Below are 25,041 nucleotides of genomic sequence, written 5' to 3' on the forward strand. Positions count from 1 at the left end.
GTTCACGTTCGGTCCTCCTCATACTGCTCGGCGCCCTCCACCGGTCGCAGCCACGCTTCGCGGCGCTTGATCCAGAGTTCGTAGCGTGGCACCAGTGGCGTCGGCGCCTGCGAGAGGATGCCGAGCTTGATTTCCGCCTCCTGGTCATCGGCGGAAAACAGGCGCGCGCCGCAGCCGGTGCAGAAGCGTCGGCCGTGGAATTCGCCGGTTTCGCCGGAATGTTCAAACTGGCCGGCGGGCCAGACCCCGTAGAAGGTGAAGGCCGAACCGCTTTCTTTTCTGCAGTCGGTACAATGACAGATGCCGACGCGCAGCGGTTCGCCCCGCACAGAAAGCTGCACCTGCCCGCAAAGGCATTGTCCGGAAAGCACGGTCATGGCTGATACCCCGTTTCATCGATCTTGCGCTGCCGGGAAAACGGTCGGATCCGACATCTGTTCCGTCAGCAAGGCGCAAGCTGCCGGGCGCGCCCACTTGCGCGGGTACAGGAGACTTGTCGGTTCTAGACCACCATAGTCTGGTTGTCGCGGGCGGCGAAGGCGCCGGGGAAAGCGTCCTGCGCGTGTGCTTCCATCTGCGCCAGCTGTTCGTCCGTGCGGGAGGGCGCGTGGTGGAACAAGGCGAAGCGCTTCGCGCCGGCCATTTTCGCAAGCTCGGTGCCGTGCTGCCAGGTCGAATGGCCGAAGCCCTTGAAACGCTGCATCTCGTCTTCATTGTAAGTGCAGTCGTAGACGACGAGATCGGCGCCCTGCATCATCTCCAGCGAAACCGGATCGTAGCTGCCTGGAATATGCTCGATGTCATAGACGAGAGCGACCGAACGGCCCTGCCATTCGATGCGGTAGCCGATGGCGCCGCCCGGATGGTTCAGCATGAAGGTCTTGATCTCAATGCCCGCATGGGGCGTCAGCACCTGACCGGCATGGAAATCGCGGAAGTTCATCGTCGCCTGGCAGATGTCGGTCTTAACCGGAAACCAGGGCGGGCTGATGAACTGCTCGACCATTTCCCGCGTGCTCATCTTGCCATGGAGATGGCCGGACCAGATGTTGACGTTGATCGAGGGATAATAGATCGCCTTGAAGAAGGGCAGGCCGATGATGTGGTCGTAGTGGCAGTGGCTGAAGAACAGATCGACGTCGCTGACGCTGTCGGCGAGCAGCGAGAGCCCAGCCTCGCGCAGGCCGGAGCCCGCGTCGAAGATCATCCGATGTTCTCCGCAGCGAATTTCGATGCAGGAAGTGTTACCGCCGTAGCGATCGAACTCGGGGCCCGACACGGGAATACTGCCGCGGACGCCCCAAAATTTTACCTGAAATAAATCTGTCGTCATCGTTCTTCAAACCGGCCTTCCCGCATCGCCATCGTAGTCATTGTTCATCCCGATGCGAAGCAGTAGAATTCCACGGGTTTGCCTGCGGCCCCTTTCATTCTCCTAACCGCTAGCGGAAGAAGAAGTAGATTTTCCTAAGCAATCGGCTTTCGCTTCGGAAAGCAACCCAGTATGGTTGGTTTTCGGTAAACGGGCTGCTGAGGGCGGGACATTTTCCCGTACGTCATGCCTATTAGATGGTTGCGCGCGATTGAAAAAACAATTGCCGCCCTGTTGAGCCGAAAAATCCGGTTTTAAGAGCAGCACGAAAGCCCCGTGAAAGGGCTTCGCCCAACACGCATGGGGCACGGTGTTATGGTCAGGCCCTGCCGGCCGCTTCCACGTTCTCCGGCAGCATCATATGAGAAAATTCTAATTCCTGTTCTGCGAATGTTTTCTTGATTGAGAATGCCAGAAAGAGATATATCCGACGATACAGAAAATATAAGAGACTCGCCATGTTGCAGCCGGCTATCAACGAGACCATTGCCGAGACCAGCTACAGGCGCATTCGGGCCGACATCATTTTTGGCCGGCTGGCTCCAGGACAAAAATTGAAGCTGGAAAGCCTGAAGGAGTCCTACGAGACCAGCATCAGTACACTTCGGGAGGTGCTGAACCGGCTGTCCTCCGAGGGGCTCGTCGTTGCCGAGGGACAAAAGGGTTTCGAAGTGTCTCCGGTATCCGTTTCGGACCTCAAGGAGACAGCGGCGCTGAGGCTTCTGCTGGAAACACATGCGCTGGAACAGTCGTTCGTGCATGGCGACGTAGAGTGGGAGGCTCCCCTGGTATCGGCGCATTACAAATTGGCGCGGATGGAACGGGTGATGGCATCCGGCGACACCAGCAGGGCCGAGGACTGGAAGCGCTACGACTGGGAGTTCCACCAGGCCCTGATATCCGCCTGCGGGTCGAAGCTGCTGATGGAAACGCATTCGGTGATCTTCGACAGATATCTCAGATATCAGATGGTTGCCTTGTCCTATCGAGGCGATGTCGCCGCCAATGAACACCAGCAGCTTTTGGATGCGGCGCTGCGACGTGATGCGGAGACGGCCAAGCGCGTGCTTGTGCTGCATATCCAAGGCGGGGTCGAACATGCGCTGGCAAGAGGGACGCTGAAATAGAAATGATCCGGATGTTGCTCTTCGAGCTTTAGGTCCACCAACACAGGTGACATTTCGGCAAAACCAGGAAAAAGCCATGCTCAAGCAAATCCATGATCCGGCTGAAACAGTAAGCGATGTCGTCTTCCGGCAGATCCGCCAGGATATTATATCTGGGACATTGCCGCCGGGGGCCAAGATCAAGCTGGAGCAGGCAAAGGAGCGCTACTCCATCGGCATTTCATCGCTGCGTGAAATTCTAAGCCGCCTGACGACGGAAAACCTCGTTGTCGCCGAGGGGCAGCGCGGCTTTGAAGTCAGCCCTGCTTCGCGCCGCGAACTTCTGGAGCTCGCCGACCTCCGGATTGTTCTTGAAACGCATGCGATCGGCCTTGCATTCGCTGCGGGAAATCTTGAATGGGAGGGGCGCATCGTCGCTGCCCATCACAGGCTGGCTGCCGCCGAACGCAAGCTGCTTGCGGGTGACGTCTCGCGGACCGTCGACTGGGTTCGATACGACTGGGAGTTCCATCAGGCGATCGTCTCGGCCTGCAATTCAGCGACGCTGATGGCGACATTGTCGTCTGTCTTCGACCGCTTTCTTCGTTACCATATGCTGGCTGAGAGTTTTCGCGGCAAGCCAGTCGTCGATGACCACAGGCTTTTGTTTGAACTTTCCATTCAGCGCGACGTCGCTGGCGCGACCGACGTCGTCAGAACGCACGTTCAAAGCGGCGTGGAGCATGTGCTGAAGAGCGGCCGGATTCGCTAGAGCAATTCCGGGAAAAGTGCGAAGCAGTTTTTCAAAACAAAAGCTTAGAGTGGCTCTGCTCTCGATGAAAAACTGAACCGCTCTAAACCAGGGCCTCAAGAGGCGTCTTTCGGAATTCCTTCCGGACGCATCTGTTTCTTCAGGGCGGCGATCCGGAAAATTGCGTTCGGCGCGCCGTAGCCGCGGTAGCCGCGGCGCTCGACGATCTCGAAAAAGAAACCCTCTCCATAGGTTCCGCTATAGAGCTGGAAATATTCGCCATGCTCGTCCCGATCATAGAGGATGTTCTCCGCCTTCAGCCGCTCGGTCAGGGCAGGATCGAGGCCGAAGCGTGCTTCGACGTCATCGTAGTAGTTCGGCGAAATGTGCAGCGATCTGAAACCACAGGCACGAAGGTTTTCGGCGGTTGCAAAGATGTCGTCGGTCAGGAACGCCAGGTGCTGGATGCCGGCCCCGAATTTCTCGGCCATGAAATGTCCCGCCAAGGTGCGGCGGTTCTCGGCGCCGTTCATGGTGATGCGCAGCGCGCCGGTGTCGTTCTCGACGACTTGGCTGCGGACCACCCCGGCCGGATCGATGATATCGACCATCGGGGTCTTCCGCGTCTCGAAAATGGAGGTGTAGAACAAAAGCCAGGTGAGCATTTCATCGTAGCCGACCGTCTGGGCGACGTGATCAATGCGCAAAAGACCAGCAGACGGCGCGTCGCTGTCGTCCGTGACCGGCTGAAAGTCGATTTCGGAGAAACGACCCAATGCGCTCTTGTCGTCGATGAGATAGATGATCCCGCCTCCCACGCCCCGAATGGCAGGCAGCTCGAGCTCACCGTCTGCGACAGGCTGGGTGAATGGCTCGGCATCCAAGGCGAGCGCGCGCTCATAGGCCTTTGTCGCATCGTCGACGATCAGGGCCATGGCATAGGCAAAAGTACCGTGAACGGCGTAGGCCGCGTTGGCAAATCCTGCCTGATCGACATTGACGAGGATCCGGATCTCGCCCTGCTCGAAGAGGGAGACCTTTTTCGTGCGGTGGACCGCCGTCTTTTTGAACCCGAGAGTGCGCAGCAATGCAACCAGTTCGACTTCGTCTTCCTCGTCCGTGGCAAACTCGACGAAGCCGACGCCCTTGACGGAAGGCCTTTCCGGCATCGCCGCCCCGGTCATGCTGCCGATGCCGAGATGGCGGCGCACCTGATCGCCAAGATAGATCAGCGAGCGGTGGCCATCGGCGGCAATCGCCCGCGACAAACCGCCTCGAAACTGGTCGTTGAAGATCTCCAGGGAGAAATACCCGTCATAACCTGTTGCCGCGACGGCTTCGGTGAACGCCGTGACGGGAAGGTCGCCTTCCCCCGGCATGTTTCGGAAGTGGCGGCTCCAATAGAGCAGGTCCATGTCAATCAGCGGCGCATCGGCAAGCTGGACGATGAAGATCTTCTCCTTAGGAATCGAGCGGATGGAATTGACGTCGATCTTGCGCGACAAAGTGTGGAAGCTGTCGAGGATAAGACCGACATTCGGATGATCGGCGCGACGGACGATCTCCCAGGCGTCGCGGTGGTCGCTGATATGGCGACCCCAGGCAAGCGCCTCGTAGCCCACCCTCAGTCCTCGCCTGGCGGCACGCTCGCCGAGTTCATGAAAGTCCTCTGCCGCCCGGTCGATGCCGCCGATCGCGGCCGGCGAGACGTTCGAGCATACGAGCACCAGGTCCGTTCCCAGCTGCTGCATGACGTCGAATTTCCGTTCCGCGCGGTCAAACGTGCGGCTCCGCAGCGGCTCCGGCATGCCCTCGAAATCACGAAATGGCTGAAACAGGGTAATCTCCAGGCCGTGGTCGCGGACGAGTTTTCCGACATCGGCCGGCCTGCCGTCGAAGGCGAGGAAGTCATTCTCGAAGATCTCGACGCCGTCGAAGCCCGCTCGGGCGATCGCCTCGAGCTTCTCCGGCAGTTCGCCGCTGATCGTTACAGTCGCAATCGAGGTCCTCATGTCAAAGCCCTTCCGATATCCGTGCGGGATTGAACGAGCGCCGAACACAAAGATGCATTCCAGAAAACCGCTCGTTACTATTATGGCAAATGTCGTGAGGAATTCAAATAGCGTGTCTTATTATAAACTCTCATATGATTTTTAAAAACTCTGTTGATTTTAGCGCTCGTCTCTGGCAATCATTCCTCACACAGTCAAAAGGTGAGGTGGCTGTCCGGTCGAATGACCGCCAAAGGAGGAGGAGTTACATGTTCAAGTCTTTCCTAACGCGTGGAAACGCGATGCTCGGAGCCGCGGCCCTGGTGGCTGCCGTCACCCTGGCGCAACCGGCCGCCGCCATCACGCCTGATGAAATCAAGGCTCGCGGCAAGATCATCGTCGGAATTCAGGGTGACAACCCGCCCTGGGGTTTCGTGACCAGCGGCGGCAAACAGGACGGCCTCGACGCCGACATCGCAACGCTGTTTGCCAAGGAACTGGGTGTATCCGTCGAGTTCGTGCCGCTTGAAGTCAACAATCGCATTCCCGCACTGACGGCCGGCCGTGTCGACGTTCTCTTCGCAACGATGGCGATGCTGCCGGATCGCGCAAAGGCCGTGCAGTTCAGCAAGCCCTATGTTGCCAACGCGATCGTTCTGATTGGTCCGAAATCGGCTGAGATCAAGACGAATGCCGACATGGCCAAGTTCACTGTCGGCGTCGCCAAGGGTGCGGCTCAGGACACGCAGGTGACCAAGAACGCGCCGCCGAGCACGACCATCCGGCGCTATGATGGAGACGCCGCGAGTGTCCAAGCGCTGGTGTCCGGCCAGGTCGAGACACTCGGGGGCAATATCTTCTACATGGACCGGGTGGAGAAGGCCCGTCCGGGCGAATTCGAAAACAAGCTTGAATTCCAGAAGCTCTACAACGGTGCTTGCACGCGTCTCGGCGAAAAGGAAATCAATGCGGCGCTCAACACCTTCATCGACAAGATCAAGGCCAACGGCGACCTCAAGGCAGTCTACGACAAGTGGATGAAGGTTCCGGTACCGGAATTCCCGGAAAAGCTGGAAGGCATTCCATTCGCGGCGAACTGAGCGAACGGCAAAGGATGGCTGGCTTTCGCGTCGGTGGCCGCCCGATTGCCCCTCACCCTAACCCTCTCCCCGTAAGGACGGGGAGAGGGGACGTGCTCCACGGGACGCTGGCGAGGGACGGAGAGGTCACGGCTTGATCCCTTCGCCCCGTTTACGGGGAGAAGGTGGCGGCAGCCGGATGAGGGGCAGGCGGCCATCTCCTGGCGCGGGAATATTGAGGTCCAGACGAAGCCCTTACCAATGAAGGCGGGCAGCCATGCCCGTCAACGCAACCGCCATACCCACGGCCCTGAGGTGCGCGACATGACCAGAACCATTTTTGTGCTCAACGGACCGAACCTGAATCTGCTCGGTGAGCGCGAGCCCGCCATCTACGGCTCGGTGACGCTGGCCAATATCAAGGACAAGTGCCTCGCAAAGGCTGGCAGTCTCGGCTTTGCCATCGACTTCCGGCAGACCAATTTCGAGGGCGAACTGGTGGAGAGCGTGCATCAGGCCAGGACAGACGCCTGTGGCATCATCATCAATCCTGCCGGTTATACCTTCACATCGATCGCTCTTCTGGATGCGTTGAAAATGTTCGACCCGCCGAAGATCGAGCTGCACATTTCGAATGTTCATGCGCGCGAGAGCATCTACCACAATTCGCTGATCTCGCGCGTTGCCACCGCCATCATGATCGGCTTTGGAGCCGACGGCTACGAACTGGCTATCCAGGCCATGGCTGGAATGGTCAAGCGGGACTGAACTTTCAGGAAGACGGACCGGAAGGGTCGCCATGAATTATAAGTTGGATTTCACCCCGGTCATAGACGGCCTGCCGAGCCTTCTGCTTGGCTGTCTCGGGACATTCTTGCTTGCCATTTGTGGGATGTTGCTGGCGATCATCATCGGAATTGGCGGCGTTGCGCTGCGCGACTCTGCGCTCAAGCCGGCGCGATGGCTGGTCATCGCCTTCGTCGAACTGATCCGCAACACGCCGTTCCTGGTCCAGATCTTCTTCATCTATTTTGCGCTTCCGCTCACGGGCATCAGGCTGGATCCGACGCCGACGGCGATTATCGCGCTCGGCATCAACGGTGGTGCCTACGCCATCGAGATCATTCGCGGCGGCGTTCAGTCGATCCCTAGGGGACAGATGGAAGCGGGGCTGGCCCTTGGTCTGCACAAGGCTCAGGTTTTCCGGCTGATCATTCTCAAGCCGGCATTGCGGGCGATTTATCCGTCGCTGACAAGCCAGTTCGTCCTCCTGACGCTGACCACCAGCATTGCATCGGCGATTTCGGCCTACGAGCTGACCTCCGTATCGCAGCGCATCGAGTCGGAGAGCTTCCGCAGCTTCGAGGTCTACTTCACGGTCACGGTTTTCTATTTCGTGATCTCCTGGCTGATGATGCGCATCTTCGCGCTGTTTTCGGCGCGCTACTTCAAATATCCGGTCAAGTAGGAGGAATTCCATGGGTCACGACGAATTCGTCTTCCTCCTGATCGGCCTGAAGTGGACCGTGGTCCTGTCCGCCGTCGGCTTCGTCTGCGGCGGCATTGCAGGGCTCGGCGTCGCCCTTGCGCGCGCCTCGGGCATACCGCTGCTGGAACGCGTCACGGCCGCTTATATCGCCGTCTTCCAGGGTACACCGCTGCTCATGCAGCTTTTCGTCGTCTATTACGGGCTGGCGCTGGTGGGGCTGATGCTCGACGCCTGGGTGGCCGTTGCCATCGGCCTGACCCTGCATGCCAGCGCCTATCTCGGCGAGATCTGGCGCGGATCGATCGAAGCGGTGCCGCGCGGCCAGACGGAAGCGGCCAAGGCTCTCAGCCTCAGATACGTCTCGCGTATGAGGGATGTCATCCTGCCGCAGGCGCTGCGCATCTCGCTGCCAGCCACGGTCGGTTTCCTCGTGCAGCTGATCAAAGGCACCTCGCTTGCATCGATCGTCGGCTTCACCGAGCTGACGCGGGCCGGCAACATCATCTCCAACCAGATCTTCCAACCGCTGACGGTCTTCGGCATCGTCGGCGCTCTCTACTTCCTGATGTGCTGCCCACTGACGATCCTTGGCGCGCGCCTCGAACGAAAGTTTGCCGCCTCTGCGCGCTGATCCGCATCGCCCATTCTTCGACGCGGTCCAGCCCGCCAAAGTGGAGTTCTACCGATGACCAGTCCCAGTCCTGCTCAAGGCGCAGAGACCATGATCACCATGGAGCGGGTGGAGAAGTGGTATGGCGCTTTTCAAGCCCTGCACGACATCAACATATCGGTTCGCAGCGGCGAGAGGATCGTCTTGTGCGGGCCTTCCGGCAGTGGGAAGTCGACGCTCATCCGCTGCATCAACCATCTCGAGACCTACGAGAAAGGTGAAATCCGCGTCGGCGGAATTCTTCTCGGCAATCAGGCCAAGACCATCGATGCGATCCGTCGTGAGGTCGGCATGGTCTTCCAGCAGTTCAATCTGTTTCCGCATCTGACGGTGCTGCAGAACTGCATGCTGCCGCCGATGAAGGCTGCCGGCGTCGGCAAGGCGGAGGCCGAGGAACGGGCACGCGGGCTGCTCGAGCGCGTCAAGATCCTGGAGCAGGCCGACAAATATCCGGTGCAGCTTTCGGGTGGCCAGCAGCAGCGCGTGGCCATTGCCCGCGCGCTTTGCATGCGGCCGAAGGTGATGCTGTTCGACGAGCCGACGTCGGCGCTTGATCCGGAGATGGTCAAGGAGGTGCTGGATACGATGATTGCGCTCGCCGACGAGGGCATGACGATGATCTGCGTCACCCACGAAATGGGCTTTGCCCGCCAGGTCGCAGATCGCGTGATTTTCATGGCCAGCGGCGCGATCGTCGAGGAAGCCCCGCCGGCCGAGTTCTTCACAAACCCACAGCATGAGCGAACCAGGAAATTCCTCGGAGAGATCCTGCGGAAGTAATGCGTTTCAAGGTCGATGCCTCTGGCAAATTATGGGAGCAGGCAATGAAGCCGCTGGAGATTGCAGTCATGGGAGCTGGCCTCATCGGCAGGCGCCACGTCGAGCGTGTCATGTCCGAGCCCGGAACCGTTCTCTCGGCGGTGATCGATCCTTCTGCCGCCGGTCGCAACTTTGCCGAGAATGTCGGCGCCCGATGGTACCGGAGCTTCTTAGACATCCGCGTTGAGGACAGGCCTGACGGCGTCATCGTGGCAACGCCGAACCAGCTCCACGTTGAGAACGGAATGGAGATCGTCGCTGCCGGCATCCCTGTCCTGATCGAGAAACCTATCGCCGACGATGTCGATGCTGCCGCAGCACTGGTTGGCGCCGGCGAGAAGGCAGGCATACCGCTCCTAGTCGGCCATCACAGGCGCCACAATCCGATGATCAAGACGGTCAAACAGATCGTCGACGGCGGAAGGCTTGGCCGGATCCTCACGGTGCACGGCACGTTCTGGGTCGCCAAGCCCGACGACTATTTCGACATCCCCTGGCGGCGCGAGGCGGGCGCCGGCCCGGTCTTCGTCAACCTGATCCACGATGTCGATCTCTTCCGATATTTCTTCGGCGAGGTCGAAGCCGTCCATGCGATGGAATCCCACGCCGTGCGGAACCATGCCGTCGAGGATACGGCTGTCGTCACGCTGCGTTTCGCAAGCGGGGTGCTTGCAACCCTCAACGGCAGCGATGCCGTGGCCGCGCCCTGGAGCTGGGAGACGACCACCGGCGAAAACCCCGCTTTTCCCCGTTACGATCAATTCTGCTACCAGATCGGCGGCACCAAGGGTTCGCTCGGAATTCCCGATCTGACGCTTTGGACGAGCCCTTCGAAGCCCGATTGGCTGGAGCCGCTTGCCCAGGAGCGCGTGCCTTACCAAGCCGCCGATCCCCTTTGCGTTCAGCTCAGACACTTTTGCGACGTCATTCGTGGCGGTGCCACGCCTCTGGTGAGTGGCCGGGAGGGCCTTGCTACGCTCAGGGTCGTCGAAGCGATCAAGAGATCGGCACGCTTAGGGCAGATGATCCACCTCTCCAATGGCAGCGCCTCTTCCGATCCCCAGAAAGTCTGACCACATGATCACCGGGACGACCAAACTCATCGCTCACCTCGGCTATCCCACGGAGTCCTTCAAGGCCCCGCTGATCTACAATCCTTACTTTCAGAAGAACGGAATTGATGCCGTCGTCGTGCCGATGGGCTGCAGGCCGGAGGATTATCCGGCATTTCTGAAGCTTCTGTTCCGGTTGTCCAACATCCACGGTGCTCTGATCACGATGCCGCACAAGGTTTCGACAATGGCACTGCTCGACGAAACATCGACCAACGCAAAAGTCGCCGGCTCGTGCAATGCAGTGCGTCTCGGTTCGGACGGCAGGCTGATCGGTGACATGTTCGATGGCGAGGGCTTCGTTCGCGGCGTGTTGCGCAAGGGTAAAAAGGTTGAAGGAGCCCATGCGCTCATTGCGGGCGCCGGCGGCGTCGGCTCGGCGATCGCCGCGTCATTGGCACAGGCGGGTGTGGACCACCTCGCCATCTTCGATGCCAACCAGACGACCGCGACCGCGCTGCTGGACAGGCTGAAGAAATATTATCCGCATCTTGAAGTGACGGTCGGCTCCGCCGATCCTGAAGGTTTCGACATTGTCGTCAATGCGACGCCTCTCGGCATGCGGCGAGGTGACCCGCTGCCGATCGATATCGACCGCATCTCGCCATCGACCTTCGTCGGCGAAGTCGTGTTGACGAAGGAGATAACCCCTTTTCTTGAGGCCGTGCGGGCGCGCGGCTGCGCATTTCAGGTGGGAACGGACATGTTGTTCGAACAGATCCCCGCCTATCTCGAATTCTTCGATTTCCCGACGACGACGGCCGACAATCTGCGGGCAATCGCCAAACTCGGATGATGTCGAAATGTGTGAGCGTTTGCGATTCGGGATTTTAGATCCCCACAATAACAGGCAGATTTTATCTGCCGCTTGAGCTGGCGGCTTTGGCCCTGATGCTTGCGGCTTGGAACGCTATAGCCATTTTTTGAGGCAAATGGAGACGCAAGATCTGCGGTCAAGATCCGCGAAGGATCTCGTTTAGCTCTTTTGCGGCGCGCTTCTTAGGCCTGCTGCAGCTGTCTGATCGCCTCTGGCCTTGTCGGCTGAGGCTGTGAATGCACCTCAGAGGCTACCTTCATGAACGTCTGAAGTGCCGCAGAAAGATATTGGTCGCTCCGCGTCACGAAAACAGTCGGCGCCGTTCGCAGATTGTCGGGAAGCTGGTGTATCATGACCCGTCCGTCGGCCGCCGCTGCCTGAACGACACCGCGAGGCAACATGGCCACGCCGACACCGGCTGCAACACAGCCGATGATCCCGTCCATGGTTCCGAGTTCCATCCAGCGGACATTCGTTACCCCACATGCCGCAAGGAACATGTCCATGCGCCGGCGATAGGAACAGCCCGATCGGAAGGCGAGGACCTTCAGGGCCGGCGATGCAGCCAATGCCTTCAGATCCGCAAGCTCGCGAACCCGCGGCGAGGAGATGACCACGAGCTCCTCCTCGATGATGGACAGGCTCTGCAGTTCGGGATGAGCAATGGGGCCGGAGACGAACGCGCCATCCAGTTTGCGTGCGACGACGTCGCTCACGAGCTGTTCCGTCGGTGCAGCCTCCATCAAGACATCGACTTCCGGATATTCTTCAGCATAACGTATCAGGATGGGCGGAAGGCGAAGCGCTGCAGTGGTCTCCATCGAGCCGATCCTGAGTAAACCGCTCGGCGTACCGTGGTCCGTGACGACGCGCATGGCTTCGTCCAGAAGCTCTCCGACGCGCTCGGCATAGGGTACGAGCTGAAGGCCGGTGGCCGTCAGCGTAACCCCTCGCCTGGAGCGATGAAAAAGCGGCGCGCCGATTTCTTCCTCAAGCGACTTTATACGTGCGGTGACGTTGGATTGGACAGTATGCAGCACACCGGCCGCCCCTCCAATGCTGTTTGCTCTCACCACCGCCTGGAAAAACTTGAGATCGACGCTGTTCATCAGCCATCTCCTTTTCTGATGGAAAACATCTGATCTAATCGTTTGTCATTCGTCAAGCGTCACCATAGCGTCAAAGAAAATTAACCGGGAACATTCCTCCAACTGGGAGAAGTACGATGACGATACGGACGCGTCTGACAGAGTTTTTCAATATTGAGCACCCGATCATCCTGGCACCGATGACGCCGGCAGCGGGTGGCGCGCTTGCGTCCGCCGTCGCCGATGCCGGCGGTTTGGGTCTTTTGGGCGGCGGATATGCTGATCGTTCATGGTACGAGACCGAGTCATCGCTGATCACCAACGAACGCGTTGGCTGCGGGTTCATTACATGGGCGGTTGAGCACGACCTTGATCTGTTTGACCGTGCGCTTGCGGAGCGTCCATCCGCGATGATGCTGTCCTTTTCCGATCCGGCCAGGCTCGCAGCCCGCGTCAAGCAGGCGGGTGTTCCGCTGATTTGTATGATCCACACGCTCGAACATGCCCGGCATGCGATCGACGTCGGCGCCGACGTGCTTATCGTTCAGGGGACCGAGGCCGGTGGCCATGGCCTGGTCGCGCGCTCGACCATGCCCTTCGTTCCCGCGGTCGTGGATCTGGTGGCGAAGATTTCCCCGTCTGTCATCATTGTGGCGGCAGGCGGCATTGCCGACGGAAGAGGCCTGGCCGCTTCGCTGATGCTTGGAGCGGACGGGGTCCTGATGGGAACCAGGTTCTGGGCTACGCGCGAGTCGCTCATCCATCCGGCAGCCAAGGACAAGGTTGTCGCCGCCTCTGGCGACGAGACGATCCGGACGTCCGTTTACGACATCGTCCGTCAGAAAGCCTGGCCCGCTGGCTATACCGGTCGCCTGCTCAAAAACGGCTTCATCGACAAATGGCATGGCCGCGAGGAAGAGCTGCGTATGCTGCATTCCGAAGAATTGTCAAAGGTCGAGACGGCTTGGGCCTCTGGCGACTATGACACGGCCAACGTGACCGTCGGTGAGGCGGTTGGCCTCATCAACGATCTGCCGTCGGCGAAGGACATCGTCCGCCGAACGGTGCGCGAAGCAAGCGAAAGGCTTGGCCTCTACGCATTCGATCAGCGCATCGCCAGCTGATTTACCACGGCCCAAAAGGGCCGATCGCTTCAAAAACAAAAAAGGGGACTGCAGCATGCAACAGCTACAGGAAAGGGACGATTCCGTCCGCAAACCGGGCATCTGGACCGTCGTTCTCGCGTCAAGCGCCGGCACGGTCATAGAATGGTACGACTTCTATCTCTACGGAAGCCTGGCAATCTTTTTCTCGACACTCTTCTACCCAGCCAATGAGCCGACGGCAGCCGTTCTGATCAGCGTCGCGACTTTCGCCACGGGATTTGTCGTGCGGCCATTGGGAGCCCTGCTGTTCGGCAGCATCGGCGATCGCTTCGGACGCAAGAGCACCTTCTTGATGACGCTCATTCTGATGGGCATCGCGACCGCGCTTATCGGCATCTTGCCAACCTTCGAGACTGCCGGGTATTTTGCACCGATCGCCCTTGTCGTCCTCCGGCTGATCCAGGGATTGGCAATCGGCGGCGAATACGGCGGCGCCGCCGTTTACGTTGCGGAACACGCTCCCGAAAACAGACGTGGTTTCTTTACGAGCTTTATCCAGACAACCGCAACCGTCGGCTTTTTCCTGGCGATTGTCGTCGTTCTTACGTGCCGGCTGTCGCTCGGCGAAGAAATCTTCAAGCTATGGGGTTGGAGAATCCCCTTCCTGCTTTCGTCGGTTTTGATCGTCCTGTCGCTTTATTTGCGCCTCAAGCTCAGCGAATCTCCGGTTTTCGAGGAACTCCGCAAGGGCGGAAAGACCGCAAAGAGCCCGATCCGCGAGAGTTTCGCCACCGGTCATGGTGCGCGCTATGCAGCCTTCGCGCTGTTTGGGGCAACCGCGGGCCTCGGATGCGTGTGGTATACAGGGCAGTTCTACGCCCTCTATTTCTTGCAGAGCGTGCTGAAGCTGGACTTCCTGACGGCGAACCTTTGCCTTGCGGCTGCTCTGGTGATCGGAACGCCGCTCATCGTTTTCTTCGGCGCCTTGTCCGACCGGGTCGGCCGCCGCAAGTTGATTGTCACCGGCTTTATTCTCGCAGCCGTGTTCTATGTCCCGATCTATCAGGGCATCGCCGCCGCCGTCGCAGCGCAAAATTTCGTTCTGGTCACGGCCCTCATCGTCGCCCAACTCGTCTTCGTCGGTCTGGTCTACGGGCCGATGGCAGCCTTCCTCGTCGAGCTCTTCCCGGCGAAACTGCGCTACACCTCGCTCTCGCTTCCCTATCACATCGGAACAGGCGTGTTTGGCGGGTTCGTTCCCCTCATCAGTCTGTCGCTCGTTGCCTATACGGGCAACATCTATGCCGGCCTGGCCTATCCCATCGCGATCGCGATTATGAGCGCGGTCGTGAACCTGCTCTGCTTCCCCCGTGCCCTGTCTGCCGATACCCGACCCGCCATAGCCGCCCTCCCGGCGGATGCAAACTAAGTGCAGGCGGGGAACGGCATAGGGCCGTTCTCCGCTCTCCTTTCCCCCGAGGACGACCCATGCCGCTGATAAAAATCAATCTTCTGAAGGGCCGATCGCCAAACGATCATGAGAGGATACTCAACTGCATACATGAGGCAGTCGTCAGGGCTTTCAATGTGCCGACGGCAGATCGTTATCAGATTCTGTATGAGCACGAGCCAACCCATGTCCGTGCAGAGGACACTGGCCTCGGAATTTCTCGCAGTGACAGGCTGATCATTATCGAGGTGATCTCGCGAGCACGGTCCGCCGAAGATAAGCAGGCTTCTACCGTTTTGTTACCACGGGGCTTCTGGATGCGTGTGCGATCGACCCTGCAGATGTCGTAGTCAGCATCGTGGAGAATGGCGACGCGGGTTGGTCCTTCTGCCTTGGTCGAGCTCAATTCATAACCGGCGAACTTCGCTGAATCAGGCATCCGGGCAGTGAAAGGACATCAACGCCCGATGCCAATCCGATACGGCCGCGCCACTTTGACCGGCCGAGCGCAAATTCAAAAAAGAAAGAGAGCAGCTATGAAACAGCTATACCGAACCGTTGCCGCGTCACTGGGAGTGCTGATGACAACCTTTTTAGTTTCCGCGCAAGCCGAGGAGACCATCGTCAAACTTAAAGTCGAAGGCCAGACAATCGTAGCGACGATGGTTACGCCGGATGATGTTGCCAATCCCCCTGTCGTCCTGATGCTTCACGGCTTCACTGGCAGCCGCAACGAATGGAGTTCGGACGCAGTGAAGGAAGGCCTATTCGGGCGTGCTGCGCCGGTGCTCGCAAAGAACGGCATCGCTTCGCTTCGGATCGATTTTCGCGGCAGCGGGGAGAGCGACGGCAAATTCGAAGACATGACGGTCGAAACCGAGATAACGGACGCGCAAGCGGCGCTCGACTTCCTATCGACGAATGACGGCGTCGATGGCAAGCGGATTTCGGTGATGGGAATGAGCCTGGGCGGCGCTGTCACGACCGCCGTCGCCGGCCGGACAAAAACACCTTTAAAATCTGTGGTGCTCTGGAACCCCGGTATCAATCTTCCCGCGGCATTCATTTCGATCTTCGGCGAAAAGCAAATGGCTGAAGCTGTGAAAGCTGGCGATAACGTCTATCCTACCAAGCGCCTCGGCGATGGGAAAGATATCCCGTTGAAAGGCCGCTTCTTCGAGAGCCTATACGCAGTGCAGCCTGCTGGCGAGATCTCGCGCTATAAGGGTCCGCTGTTCCTGGCGGTCGGAACACGTGATAGCATCGTCTTTCCCCAGCCCGTTCTCGCCAAGTCGCTGCTTTCTTATCACGATGGTCCGGAGGAACTGTGGACTGAACCCGTTGATCATGGTTTCGGCGTCGAACAGAGCGCTGAGACAGTGGACAAGCTGATTTCGGCGACGGTCGCCTTCCTGAAGTCCAGCGGCGAATAATCTGCGCCTCGGACAGCGCTTGCTCGGCCGCCAAAACCGCCGGAACTGGCGGCATCTGTACGGAGGCGGCAGCAGCCTGCTAGAGCGAGGCGGTGATGCCGCCATCGACCGTCAGCATATGGCCGTTGACGAAGGAAGAGGCACCCGAGGCGAGGAAGACGGCGGCGCCGACGAGCTCCTTGACCTCGCCCCAGCGGCCCGCCGGCGTGCGGGTTTCCAGCCAGCCAGAAAACTTCGGATCGTCGACAAGCGCCTGGTTGAGCGGCGTGCGGAAATAGCCGGGCGCGATCGCATTGACCTGCAGGCCGTATTTCGCCCAGTCGGTGGCCATGCCGCGCGTGAGGTTCTTCACCGCGCCTTTGGTCGCGGTATAGGGCGCGATACCGGGACGGGCGAGTTCGGCCTGGACGGAGGCGATGTTGATGATCTTGCCGCAGCCGCGCGATATCATCGCCTGGGCGACCGGCTGGCTGACATAGAACAGGCTGGAGACATTGGTCTTGAAGATCTCGTCCCACTTGTCGACCGGGAAGTTCTCCAACGGTGTGCGAAACTGCATGCCGGCATTGTTGACGAGGATGTCGATCGGGCCGATCTCCGCCTCGATATAGGCGATGGCGGTGCGGCTGGCCTCCGCATCGGTGACGTCGAAGGCGGCGCTGACGGCATGGCGATGGCTGCGACGGATATCCTCGGCGGCGGCCTCCGCCTTCTGCGCGTTGCGGCCGTTGATGATGATCGAAGCGCCATGCTCGGCAAGCCCGACCGCCAATGCGCGGCCGATGCCCTGACTGGAGCCGGTGACGAGGGCACGACGGCCCGAGAGATCGAAGAGGGGAAAGGTCACGGGGCTGCTCCTGATTTCATTGCACTGTGCATAGCCGGTTTCCGGCATTACATGCAAAGGTGCGGGATCAGGCCGTTCCAAGCCTCTTGATATTTCCTGCAAGCTCCCCAGCGAGCCGCAGGCTGGCGGCGGTCGCCATCGTCATTTGCGGCAGCAGCAGCCATTCGAGCGTCCAGGCAGCGCCGGAGCGTTCCTGTTCATGGACGAAGGAATGATGGATGCCCGAGAGCGCCGTGGCGTTGAAGCGGGCGAGCGAAACGAGGACTTCGGCGGAAACGGGGTTTTGCTTGTGTGCCATGGCCGACGAGGTGCCGCCGCCTGAAATTTCGATCTCGTCACCGGCCTGGGCAAGCAGTGCGATATCCTGCCCCATCTTGCCGAGACTGCCCGATATCGACGCAAACAGGCCGGCAATATCGGCGATCGGCAGACGCCCGCTCTGCCATTGCGATGCATCGGTGAGGCCGAGTTCCTGGGCGAGCGAAGCGCGGATGGCTGCGGCCTGCGATCCGAGCTTGTCCAGGGTGCCGGCCGCACCACCGAACTGGACGGGAAAACTCTGCTCGGTCAGGCGATCGCGATAGGTCGTCAACGGTGCGCGCCACGCGTTGAGGCGATCAGCAACAGTAATCGGGATCGCCGCCTGCATACGTGTGTGACCCATCAGCCGGTTCCGGCCGAACTGGCGGTCCAGCGCATCGAGCCGTTCGGCAATGGTGGAAAGCCGACCGGCAAACAGGAAGACGACGGTCTTCAGGCGGATCATCAGGCTGGTATCGATGACATCCTGGCTGGTGGCGCCGAGATGCAGGCTTTTTGCCGCTTCCTCGCCGACATCGGCGCGCAGCTGCTTCACGAGATCGGGAACGACGACACCGTCCCTTGCCGTTGCCGATCGAAGACTGGACATATCCGGCGAGAAGGCGGCGCAGGTGTCAGCGATGCGCCTTGCGGCTTCGGCAGGAATGAGGCCGTGAGCGGCTTCAGCCTTGGCGAGCGCGGCCTCGAAGGAGAGCATGGCCCGTATATCCGCCTCGGCGGAGACATAGGGCGCGATTTCATCGTCGCCGAGCAGGCTGGAAAGGAAGGGGTGGTCGAACGGCGATGCGGTCATGATCGTCTCGGTTTGTGGTGGCGGCCCCCTCATCCGGCTGCCGCCACCTTCTCCCCACTGGGGAGAAGGGACTCGAGGCGGCGTCCGCGATTTATGGAGGCTACTTGCAGAGTGGCCGGCAAACAAGCCGCCACCATGCCCTCAGATATCGAGAAACACCGTTTCCTTCGGGCCCTGCAGGTAGATGTCGAAATGACAGGTCGCGCCGTCGCGGGTGGCGATCATCGTTGCGACGCGCTCGCGATGTTCGATGCGGGAAAGCAGCGGGTCGGCGGCATTGGCCTCCGTCTCCTCCGGAAAATACATGCGCGTATGCAGGCCGATATTGATGCCGCGGGCGACGATCCAGAAAGTGATGTGCGGGGCTTGTCTGCGGCCGTCCTTGAAGGGAACGCGGCCGGGCTTGACGGTCTCGAAGCTGTAGACGCCGTCTTCGGCACGGGTCGGGCAGCGGCCCCAGCCGGTGAAATTGGGATCGGCGGCGCCGCGCATTTCCGACGGGCTGTTGTAGAGGCCGGCGCTGTCGGCTTGCCAGATCTCGATGACCGCATCGCGCACCAATGCGCCGGCGCCGTCGAAGATCCGGCCGGTGACGGTGATACGCTCGCCGAGCGTCTTGTCGTTGACCATCCCGATGCCGAGATCGGTGTCGTAGACGCCCGAGATGTCGCAGAAATTCGGCGTCAGGCCGATATGGACATAGGGGCCTGCCGTCTGCGACGGAGTTTCCTTGAGATAGCCGAGCTGCTGCATGGTCAGTTGCCCTCCAATTTGTTTTCGAACATCGTCGAGCGGCGGCCGCGCAGCACAATGTCGAATTTATAGGCGCGTGAATCCATCGGGATGGTGTTGCCCCAGTCGAGCGGCGCGATCAGTTGCTCGATCGCCGCCTTGTCGGGGATCGTTCCGACGATCGGACATTTCCAGATCATCGGATCGCCCTCGAAATACATCTGGGTGATCAGGCGTTGGGCAAAACCATGCCCGAAGATCGAAAAATGGATATGGGCGGGACGCCAATCGTTGATGCCGTTCGGCCAGGGATAGGCGCCGGGACGGATGGTGCGGAAATGGTAGTGGCCGTCCTCGTCGGTGATGGCGCGGCCGCAGCCGCCGAAATTCGGGTCGATCGCCGCCAGATAGGTTTCCTTCTTGTGGCGATAGCGGCCGCCGGCATTGGCCTGCCAGAATTCGACCAAGGCGCCGGCGACCGGCCTGGCGCGCTCGTCGAGCACGCGGCCATGGACGATGATGCGTTCGCCGATGGCGCTTTCGCCGGGCTGCGCGTAGTTCAGGATCAGGTCGTTGTCGAGTTCGCCGATCATCGAATGGCCGAAGACCGGACCCGTGGTTTCGGAAATCGTGCCGTCGAGCGACAGCAGTGCGCGCTGTGGCGCGCGCAGCACGGAGGTCTTGTAGCCGGGGGTCAGCGCCGGCGCATGCCAGGCGCGGTCGCGGGCGAAGAAGCCGCCGGTCTCGGGCTTGCGGTTCGGTCGTTCGGACATGTTCCTCCCTCAGGCCGCCTTTTCGGCGTCCATCTGTTCAAAAGCCTGTTTTGCGATCTTGATCGCGTGATTGGCAGCGGGAACGCCGGCATAGATCGCCACATGCAGCAGCGCCTCGCAGATATCCTCGCGGGTCGCCCCCGTATTGGCGGTGGCGCGCACATGCATGGCAACCTCGTCGTCCTGGCCAAGCGCGGCAAGCAGAGCGATCGTGACGATCGAGCGCTCGCGCTTGGTCAGCGCCGGGCGCGACCAGACATGGCCCCAGGCGGCTTCGGTGATCAACTCCTGGAAAGGGCGGTCGAACTCCGTCGACGCGGTGGCGGCGCGGTCGACATGGGCGTCGCCGAGCACGGCGCGGCGGGTCGCCATGCCCTGCCGATAGCGCTCGGAGGAGGACGCGGTCTCATTCATGGGCTGACTTCTCCAGACGGAATGGATGTGAGGAAGGCGCGGATGATCGCCGTCAGCGCCTCCGGCTGCTCGACGCAGGGAATGTGCGCGCAATCAGGGATGACCTCGTAACGCGCGCCTGATATCAGCTTCGCGGTCGAAAGCACGAGATCGGGCGGCGTCGAGCCATCCTGGTCGCCGACGATGCAGATCGTCGGGACAGTGATCGTCCTTGCGATTTCGGTGAAATCGGCATCGCGGATCGCGGCGCAGGCGGCGAGATAGCCCTCGACGGACTGGCGCGTCAGCATGTTGCAATAGCCGGCATAGGCGGTGCTCTCTGGCCGCCGGAAGGCGGGCGTGAACCAACGTTCCATGATGGCGTCGACGATGCTTGCGATGCCGTTTTTTTCGACGGCGGCGATGCGGGCATTCCAGCTCTGCGCCGTGCCGATCTTGTGGGCGGTGTCGCAGAGGATGAGCGCGCGGATCAAGTCCGGCCGGCGGTGATAGAGCGACTGGGCAATGAGACCGCCGACCGACAGGCCGCAGATGACGGCATCCTTGACCGACAGCAGATCGAGAAGGCCAGCGAGATCCGTCGCATGGTCCTCGATCGATGAGGGAAGTTGGCCGACATCGGAAAGGCCGTGGCCGCGTTTGTCGTAAAGCACGATGGCGAATTCGCCGGCGAGCCGCACCACGACGTCGCGCCAGATGCGGAAATCCGTGCCCAGCGAATTGGTGAAGACGATCACCGGCCTGTCGGCAGGGGCACCGATGACCTGATAATGGATCGTCACGTCGTTTATGCGGGCGAACTGCACGTCACTCTCCTCCTCATCAAATCAGTTCAGCCGGAGGACCGGCATTTGGTTCAACTGACGGACGGCATTCCTGACTCAGGCGTCTGCGCCATGAATGGCTCCTCCCGCCTGCCTCACCCTCCGTCATGCTCGGGCTTGACCCGAGCAGCAGCGGGCATGGATCCTCGGGTCAAGCCCGAGGATGACGGAGAGTGGGGTTAGCCCTCTTGCCAAACTTGCCCCGGCCTATCGAGGCAAACCACATCCGGTGCTTCACTAAGCCTCCCTGGATTATAGAGGATTTCACAAAGAATGATGCGCGCTTCAAAATTTTAGAGTTCTCACCGCCCATCCAACGGGACAGGCAGCGTTCCGGCTGGAAATTGAATGGTTGATCCGGTTAAGTAAAATGATATTTATTGGCGTTTCGATAACCATGGAGTTATGCGAGCGATGATCGACAGCCGGGTCAAGTTCCGCCATCTGCAAACCTTTGTCGAGGTGGCGCGGCAGAAGAGCGTCATGAAGGCCGCCGAATTGCTGCATGTCAGCCAGCCGGCGGTCACCAAGACGATCCGCGAACTGGAACAGGCGCTGGGCGTCGATGTTTTCGAGCGCGACGGCCGCGGCATCAAGATCACCCGCTACGGCGAGGTCTTCCTGCGGCACGCTGGCGCTGCGCTGACGGCGCTGCGACAGGGTCTCGATTCCGTCTCGCAGGAGCAGTTTTCCGATGCGCCGCCGATCCGGATCGGTGCGCTGCCGACGGTTTCATCGCGCATCATGCCGCGGGCGATGGAACTCTTCCTCAAGGAGAAGACCTGGAGCCGGGTGAAGATCGTCACCGGCGAGAACGCGGTGCTCTTGGAACAGCTTCGTGTCGGCGATCTCGATATCGTCGTCGGGCGCTTAGCAGGCGCCGAGAAGATGGCGGGTTTTTCCTTTGAGCATCTTTATTCCGAACAGGTGGTGTTTGCCGTGCGCGCCGGCCATCCGCTGCTCGACGGCAGGCAATCGCTCTTTGCCAGCTTCGGCAACTATACGGTGCTGATGCCGACGCGGGGTTCGATCATCCGGCCGGTAGTTGAAAATTTCCTCATCGTCAACGGCGTCTCCAGCCTGCCGAACCAGATCGAGACGGTGTCGGATTCGTTCGGCCGCGCTTTCCTCAGGGCAAGTGATGCGATCTGGATCATTTCCAACGGCGTGGTGGCCGCCGATGTCGCCGACGGGCGGCTGGCGCTTCTGCCGGTCGATACCGGCGAGACCAGGGGGCCGGTCGGGTTGACGATGCGCGCCGATGCCGTGCAGTCTCTGCCGCAATCGATCCTCATGCAGACGATCCGCGAGGCGGCTGGCGAGGTTTCCTGAGGTAACGGAGGTCGGACCGATGGAGAGTCAGAACAAGGATCTGGGCAGGCGGGCGACGGAAGCGACGGTGAAATTCGTCGTGGTGCTGGCGGTGATGATCTTCGTTGCCGCGGGCTCGCTGACTTATTGGCAGGGCTGGCTGTTCCTTCTCAATTTTTGCGGCTGGATCATCGCGACGACGGCCTATTTCCTGAAGTATGACCGCGCTTTGCTGGAACAGCGGTTGCATGTCGGGCCGGGCGCGGAGCGGCTGCCGGCGCAAAAGCGTATTCAGCTTTTCAACAGTGTCGCGCTGATTGCGCTCTTCATCGGCTCGGCCCTCGATCATCGGTTCGGCTGGTCGGCCGTTCCGGTGCCGATGGTGATATTCGGTAATCTCCTGGTCGCGGCCGGTTTTTACGGCTGCTTCCTCGTCCTGCGTCAGAACAGCTTCGCCTCGGCGACAGTCGAGATCCAGAGGGGCCAACGGGTCATTTCCAGCGGGCTCTACAGCATCGTGCGCCATCCTATGTATGCGGCGGCGCTGGTGCTCTTCTCAGGCATGCCGCTATCGCTCGGCTCCTATTGGGGCCTGCTTGCCATCCCTCCTGCCTTTGGCGGACTTGCTGCGCGGCTGCTGGATGAGGAGAAACATCTGACCAGAGACCTGCCGGGTTACGCCGAATACCGCCGCAAGGTCCGCTACCGGCTGCTGCCGGGACTATGGTGACGGCTAAGCCGGCGGTCGGCAGGACCGGTCTTTAAATTTGCTTGATGTATGCCCAGATTTGGACTATGTCTAATTCAAGACAGGAGGCTCTTATGCAGCATGCACGACGGGAGCAGCGGAAGGGCCAGGGGCCACAGCGGCTGGAAATGGAGCGGTTTGCTCCGGCAAACCGCAGGAGGCTCAGCGCCCCGGCATTGCGAACCTTTCTGGCGATCGCCGATCTCTGGGGACTGACGGAAGAGCAGCGTCTGCTCGTGCTCGGTTATCCCTCTAGGTCGACCTACCACAATTGGGCCAAACAGGCGCGCGAGCACGGTGCCTTCACGCTCGATGTCGATACGCTAACCCGCATCTCGGCCGTGCTCGGCATCCATCAGGCGCTCGGCGTGCTGTTTTCCGATGAACGCGCCGGCGTCGCCTGGCTGCGCACACCGCATCAGGCGCTCGTTTTCAGCGGGCGTCCGCCGCTTGATGTCGCGACGAACGGAACCCAGGACGGGTTGATGACTGTCCGCCGCTTTCTCGATGGCGCGCGAGGCGGTCTCTATATGCAGCCGAATGCGCTCGACGAAGCGTTCACGCCCTACGAAGACGCGGACATCGTCTTCCGGTGAGGGATCGGTTTGCCCAGGCGCCACGTCCATCGTACCGCTTGATCCCTTCGCAGTTTCCGCCCATCGGGCTTTTTGAGACGGTGACGCGGGCGGCCGATCTCGAAGCCGTGATGGAGCTCGTCGGCTGGACCAACGACCGTCTGGTCGCCGACCGCATCCAACGGCTTCCCGAGGACCAATGGGTTTATGGCATTGCCAATGCCAGTATTGTGATGGCGGCATTCCTGCATGTCGCGCCGGGAGGAATGCGCTTCAACGGCCCGGATCTCGGCGCCTGGTATGCCGCCGACGATCTCAGAACCGCCGCCGCGGAGGTTGGCCATCATCTCAGGCGCGAAGCTTACGCGCGCAGCGTGGCGACGATGGCGCGCACCTATCGAAGCTATGCGGCCAATCTGATTGGTGATTACCTCGACATTCGCGGTGAAGAGAGTCTGCGGCCCGATGTTTATGACGCCACCAGCTATGCGGCGTCGCAGGTGCTGGGGGAAGAGGTCCGCTCGAGCGGCGGCGCCGGTATCCTCTATGACAGTGTCCGGCTTAAAGGCGGAGTGGCCATCGTCGCCCACCGGCCGCGCAATATTCAGGGCGTGGTGCAGGCCGACCACTTCGAAATCACCGTTTCGGCCACCGACCGACGCATCGATGTCAGGAAGCTTGCAGCCTGATGGCGGCAGCCGCGGGCCGGCACCGGGACAAGGGTGATGCTCAAACCGGCAGTCGTTCGGCCCATGTCTTCACCGCCGTCGCCATCGTAGCGAGGTGATCGGCACTGGAGAAACCGGAGATCGTCTTGCGCGGCTTGAGGTCGTGGTCGCCATCCTCGAGCCAGAGGATCTCGATCCTGTCGGACAGATCGTAGCCTGGCACCTCGTCCCGCGTGCCGAATTCGTCACGCGTTCCCTGGCAGATCAGGGCGGGCGTCGCCAGCCCTGTGAGATGGCCGGTGCGCAGCTTCTCCGGCTGGCCGGGCGGATGGAAGGGATAGCCGAGGCAGAGCAGGCCGGCGATCTTACCCCGACGATGAAGACCGTCGGCGATCATGCTGGCGACCCGGCCGCCCATCGACTTGCCGCCGATGATTAGAGGACCGCTGGCGCCGAGCTCGGCAATGGCCGCCTCGTATTCGGGATTGAGCGTTTCGGCCCGTGGCGGCGGCTTGCGGCCTTCCGAGGTGCGGCGGGCAGCCATATAGGCGAATTCGAAACGGGCCACACGGAAGCCGACGCCGGCGAGCGCATTTGCGGCTGCTGTCATCGATGCCGAATCCATCGGCGCGCCGGCGCCATGCGCAAGAAGGATGGTGAAGTGCGCATCCTGAGGGCCCTGCAGCAGAAACCTGTCAAGCATCGGTAAATCCTCCATCCCATCGCCGGAACCATGTCGACGGCCATGACTT

Annotated in this window: 28 protein-coding genes; 17 read left to right on the plus strand and 11 right to left on the minus strand. The window is 60.6% G+C overall.

Translation table 11 applies throughout. From position 1 onward, the window contains the following. Positions 1–2 precede the first annotated feature (2 nt). Positions 3–377 carry a GFA family protein gene (locus N2A41_RS30020; RefSeq protein WP_162115205.1) on the minus strand — a complete coding sequence of 125 codons (375 nt, stop codon included), beginning with the start codon at positions 375–377 and terminating at the stop codon, positions 3–5. A 125-nt stretch (positions 378–502) separates the two neighbouring features. Beyond that, positions 503–1,333, minus strand: a complete 831-nt coding sequence (locus N2A41_RS30025; protein ID WP_170256478.1) for an MBL fold metallo-hydrolase — start codon at positions 1,331–1,333, stop codon at positions 503–505. A gap of 497 nt (positions 1,334–1,830) precedes the next feature. On the opposite strand from N2A41_RS30025, the gene N2A41_RS30030 reads away from it, so the two are divergent. Together N2A41_RS30030 and N2A41_RS30035 are read left to right on the plus strand one after the other, a co-directional pair. Then, positions 1,831–2,499: a GntR family transcriptional regulator gene (locus N2A41_RS30030; protein WP_170256479.1), complete on the plus strand. Its 669-nt coding sequence runs from the start codon at positions 1,831–1,833 to the stop codon at positions 2,497–2,499. 76 nt (positions 2,500–2,575) lie between these two features. Next, positions 2,576–3,250 (plus strand): GntR family transcriptional regulator, encoded by a 675-nt coding sequence (locus N2A41_RS30035; protein ID WP_170256480.1) that lies wholly within the window; start codon positions 2,576–2,578, stop codon positions 3,248–3,250. Positions 3,251–3,345: 95 nt separating this feature from the next. Here the strand turns inward: N2A41_RS30035 and N2A41_RS30040 are convergent, their stop codons facing one another. Then, positions 3,346–5,241 (minus strand): bifunctional sugar phosphate isomerase/epimerase/4-hydroxyphenylpyruvate dioxygenase family protein, encoded by a 1,896-nt coding sequence (locus N2A41_RS30040; RefSeq protein ID WP_260111945.1) that lies wholly within the window; start codon positions 5,239–5,241, stop codon positions 3,346–3,348. A gap of 248 nt (positions 5,242–5,489) precedes the next feature. On the opposite strand from N2A41_RS30040, the gene N2A41_RS30045 reads away from it, so the two are divergent. The 7 genes from N2A41_RS30045 to N2A41_RS30075 all read left to right on the plus strand — a co-directional run bounded on the left by N2A41_RS30045 (position 5,490) and on the right by N2A41_RS30075 (position 11,185). Beyond that, entirely contained in the window at positions 5,490–6,320 is an 831-nt protein-coding gene (locus N2A41_RS30045; RefSeq protein ID WP_222386867.1) for a transporter substrate-binding domain-containing protein, read from the plus strand. A gap of 303 nt (positions 6,321–6,623) precedes the next feature. After that, positions 6,624–7,067 (plus strand): type II 3-dehydroquinate dehydratase, encoded by a 444-nt coding sequence (locus N2A41_RS30050; protein WP_260111946.1) that lies wholly within the window; start codon positions 6,624–6,626, stop codon positions 7,065–7,067. 31 nt (positions 7,068–7,098) lie between these two features. Next, positions 7,099–7,767: an amino acid ABC transporter permease gene (locus tag N2A41_RS30055; protein ID WP_017968237.1), complete on the plus strand. Its 669-nt coding sequence runs from the start codon at positions 7,099–7,101 to the stop codon at positions 7,765–7,767. A 10-nt stretch (positions 7,768–7,777) separates the two neighbouring features. Then, positions 7,778–8,419 carry an amino acid ABC transporter permease gene (locus N2A41_RS30060; protein WP_017968238.1) on the plus strand — a complete coding sequence of 214 codons (642 nt, stop codon included), beginning with the start codon at positions 7,778–7,780 and terminating at the stop codon, positions 8,417–8,419. A 54-nt stretch (positions 8,420–8,473) separates the two neighbouring features. Continuing rightward, the gene (locus tag N2A41_RS30065; protein WP_311202897.1) at positions 8,474–9,238 is read left to right on the plus strand and encodes an amino acid ABC transporter ATP-binding protein; all 765 of its coding nucleotides are present in this window, start codon (positions 8,474–8,476) and stop codon (positions 9,236–9,238) included. 44 nt (positions 9,239–9,282) lie between these two features. Further along, positions 9,283–10,350, plus strand: coding sequence for a Gfo/Idh/MocA family protein (locus N2A41_RS30070; RefSeq protein WP_222386868.1), 1,068 nt, complete (start codon positions 9,283–9,285; stop codon positions 10,348–10,350). Between the two features lie 4 nt (positions 10,351–10,354). Beyond that, positions 10,355–11,185, plus strand: a complete 831-nt coding sequence (locus N2A41_RS30075; protein WP_222386869.1) for a shikimate dehydrogenase family protein — start codon at positions 10,355–10,357, stop codon at positions 11,183–11,185. 203 nt (positions 11,186–11,388) lie between these two features. Here the strand turns inward: N2A41_RS30075 and N2A41_RS30080 are convergent, their stop codons facing one another. Then, a complete protein-coding gene (locus N2A41_RS30080; RefSeq protein WP_260111947.1) occupies positions 11,389–12,315 on the minus strand; it encodes a LysR family transcriptional regulator in 927 nt (308 codons plus the stop codon). A gap of 116 nt (positions 12,316–12,431) precedes the next feature. On the opposite strand from N2A41_RS30080, the gene N2A41_RS30085 reads away from it, so the two are divergent. The 4 genes from N2A41_RS30085 to N2A41_RS30100 all read left to right on the plus strand — a co-directional run bounded on the left by N2A41_RS30085 (position 12,432) and on the right by N2A41_RS30100 (position 16,283). Continuing rightward, a complete protein-coding gene (locus N2A41_RS30085; RefSeq protein WP_222386871.1) occupies positions 12,432–13,418 on the plus strand; it encodes an NAD(P)H-dependent flavin oxidoreductase in 987 nt (328 codons plus the stop codon). Between the two features lie 55 nt (positions 13,419–13,473). Beyond that, positions 13,474–14,829 carry an MFS transporter gene (locus N2A41_RS30090; RefSeq protein WP_260111948.1) on the plus strand — a complete coding sequence of 452 codons (1,356 nt, stop codon included), beginning with the start codon at positions 13,474–13,476 and terminating at the stop codon, positions 14,827–14,829. 59 nt (positions 14,830–14,888) lie between these two features. Then, the gene (locus N2A41_RS30095) at positions 14,889–15,200 is read left to right on the plus strand and encodes a tautomerase family protein (RefSeq protein ID WP_407767203.1); all 312 of its coding nucleotides are present in this window, start codon (positions 14,889–14,891) and stop codon (positions 15,198–15,200) included. 186 nt (positions 15,201–15,386) lie between these two features. Beyond that, entirely contained in the window at positions 15,387–16,283 is an 897-nt protein-coding gene (locus tag N2A41_RS30100) for an alpha/beta hydrolase family protein (protein ID WP_222386874.1), read from the plus strand. A 79-nt stretch (positions 16,284–16,362) separates the two neighbouring features. Here N2A41_RS30100 and N2A41_RS30105 read toward each other — a convergent pair whose 3' ends face one another. The 6 genes from N2A41_RS30105 to pcaD form a co-directional block, all read right to left on the minus strand. Continuing rightward, a complete protein-coding gene (locus N2A41_RS30105) occupies positions 16,363–17,130 on the minus strand; it encodes an SDR family oxidoreductase (protein WP_222386876.1) in 768 nt (255 codons plus the stop codon). Between the two features lie 67 nt (positions 17,131–17,197). Beyond that, positions 17,198–18,244, minus strand: coding sequence for a 3-carboxy-cis,cis-muconate cycloisomerase (locus N2A41_RS30110; protein ID WP_222386877.1), 1,047 nt, complete (start codon positions 18,242–18,244; stop codon positions 17,198–17,200). 141 nt (positions 18,245–18,385) lie between these two features. Further along, positions 18,386–18,997 (minus strand): protocatechuate 3,4-dioxygenase subunit alpha, encoded by a 612-nt coding sequence (pcaG, locus tag N2A41_RS30115; RefSeq protein WP_222280207.1) that lies wholly within the window; start codon positions 18,995–18,997, stop codon positions 18,386–18,388. Between the two features lie 2 nt (positions 18,998–18,999). Continuing rightward, positions 19,000–19,749, minus strand: a complete 750-nt coding sequence (gene pcaH / locus N2A41_RS30120) for a protocatechuate 3,4-dioxygenase subunit beta (RefSeq protein ID WP_018071487.1) — start codon at positions 19,747–19,749, stop codon at positions 19,000–19,002. Between the two features lie 9 nt (positions 19,750–19,758). Continuing rightward, positions 19,759–20,163, minus strand: coding sequence for a 4-carboxymuconolactone decarboxylase (gene pcaC / locus N2A41_RS30125; protein ID WP_017968245.1), 405 nt, complete (start codon positions 20,161–20,163; stop codon positions 19,759–19,761). After that, complete coding sequence (gene pcaD, locus N2A41_RS30130; RefSeq protein WP_222313927.1) at positions 20,160–20,969, minus strand: 3-oxoadipate enol-lactonase; 810 nt, start codon at positions 20,967–20,969, stop codon at positions 20,160–20,162. The genes pcaC and pcaD overlap by 4 nt, the downstream gene beginning before the upstream one ends. A 432-nt stretch (positions 20,970–21,401) precedes the next feature. On the opposite strand from pcaD, the gene pcaQ reads away from it, so the two are divergent. The 4 genes from pcaQ to N2A41_RS30150 all read left to right on the plus strand — a co-directional run bounded on the left by pcaQ (position 21,402) and on the right by N2A41_RS30150 (position 24,310). Next, positions 21,402–22,319 carry a pca operon transcription factor PcaQ gene (gene pcaQ, locus N2A41_RS30135; RefSeq protein WP_222386879.1) on the plus strand — a complete coding sequence of 306 codons (918 nt, stop codon included), beginning with the start codon at positions 21,402–21,404 and terminating at the stop codon, positions 22,317–22,319. 19 nt (positions 22,320–22,338) lie between these two features. Continuing rightward, entirely contained in the window at positions 22,339–23,028 is a 690-nt protein-coding gene (locus N2A41_RS30140; RefSeq protein WP_222386880.1) for a methyltransferase family protein, read from the plus strand. A gap of 92 nt (positions 23,029–23,120) precedes the next feature. After that, positions 23,121–23,642 (plus strand): MbcA/ParS/Xre antitoxin family protein, encoded by a 522-nt coding sequence (locus tag N2A41_RS30145; protein ID WP_222386881.1) that lies wholly within the window; start codon positions 23,121–23,123, stop codon positions 23,640–23,642. Beyond that, positions 23,639–24,310, plus strand: a complete 672-nt coding sequence (locus N2A41_RS30150) for an RES family NAD+ phosphorylase (protein ID WP_017968250.1) — start codon at positions 23,639–23,641, stop codon at positions 24,308–24,310. The genes N2A41_RS30145 and N2A41_RS30150 overlap by 4 nt, the downstream gene beginning before the upstream one ends. A 40-nt stretch (positions 24,311–24,350) precedes the next feature. Here N2A41_RS30150 and N2A41_RS30155 read toward each other — a convergent pair whose 3' ends face one another. After that, complete coding sequence (locus N2A41_RS30155; RefSeq protein ID WP_170260548.1) at positions 24,351–24,992, minus strand: alpha/beta hydrolase family protein; 642 nt, start codon at positions 24,990–24,992, stop codon at positions 24,351–24,353. Between the last annotated feature and the right edge of the window lie 49 nt (positions 24,993–25,041).

The organism is Rhizobium sp. SRDI969 (genome assembly GCF_025152725.1).
Classification (GTDB): Bacteria; Pseudomonadota; Alphaproteobacteria; order Rhizobiales; family Rhizobiaceae; genus Rhizobium; species Rhizobium leguminosarum_I.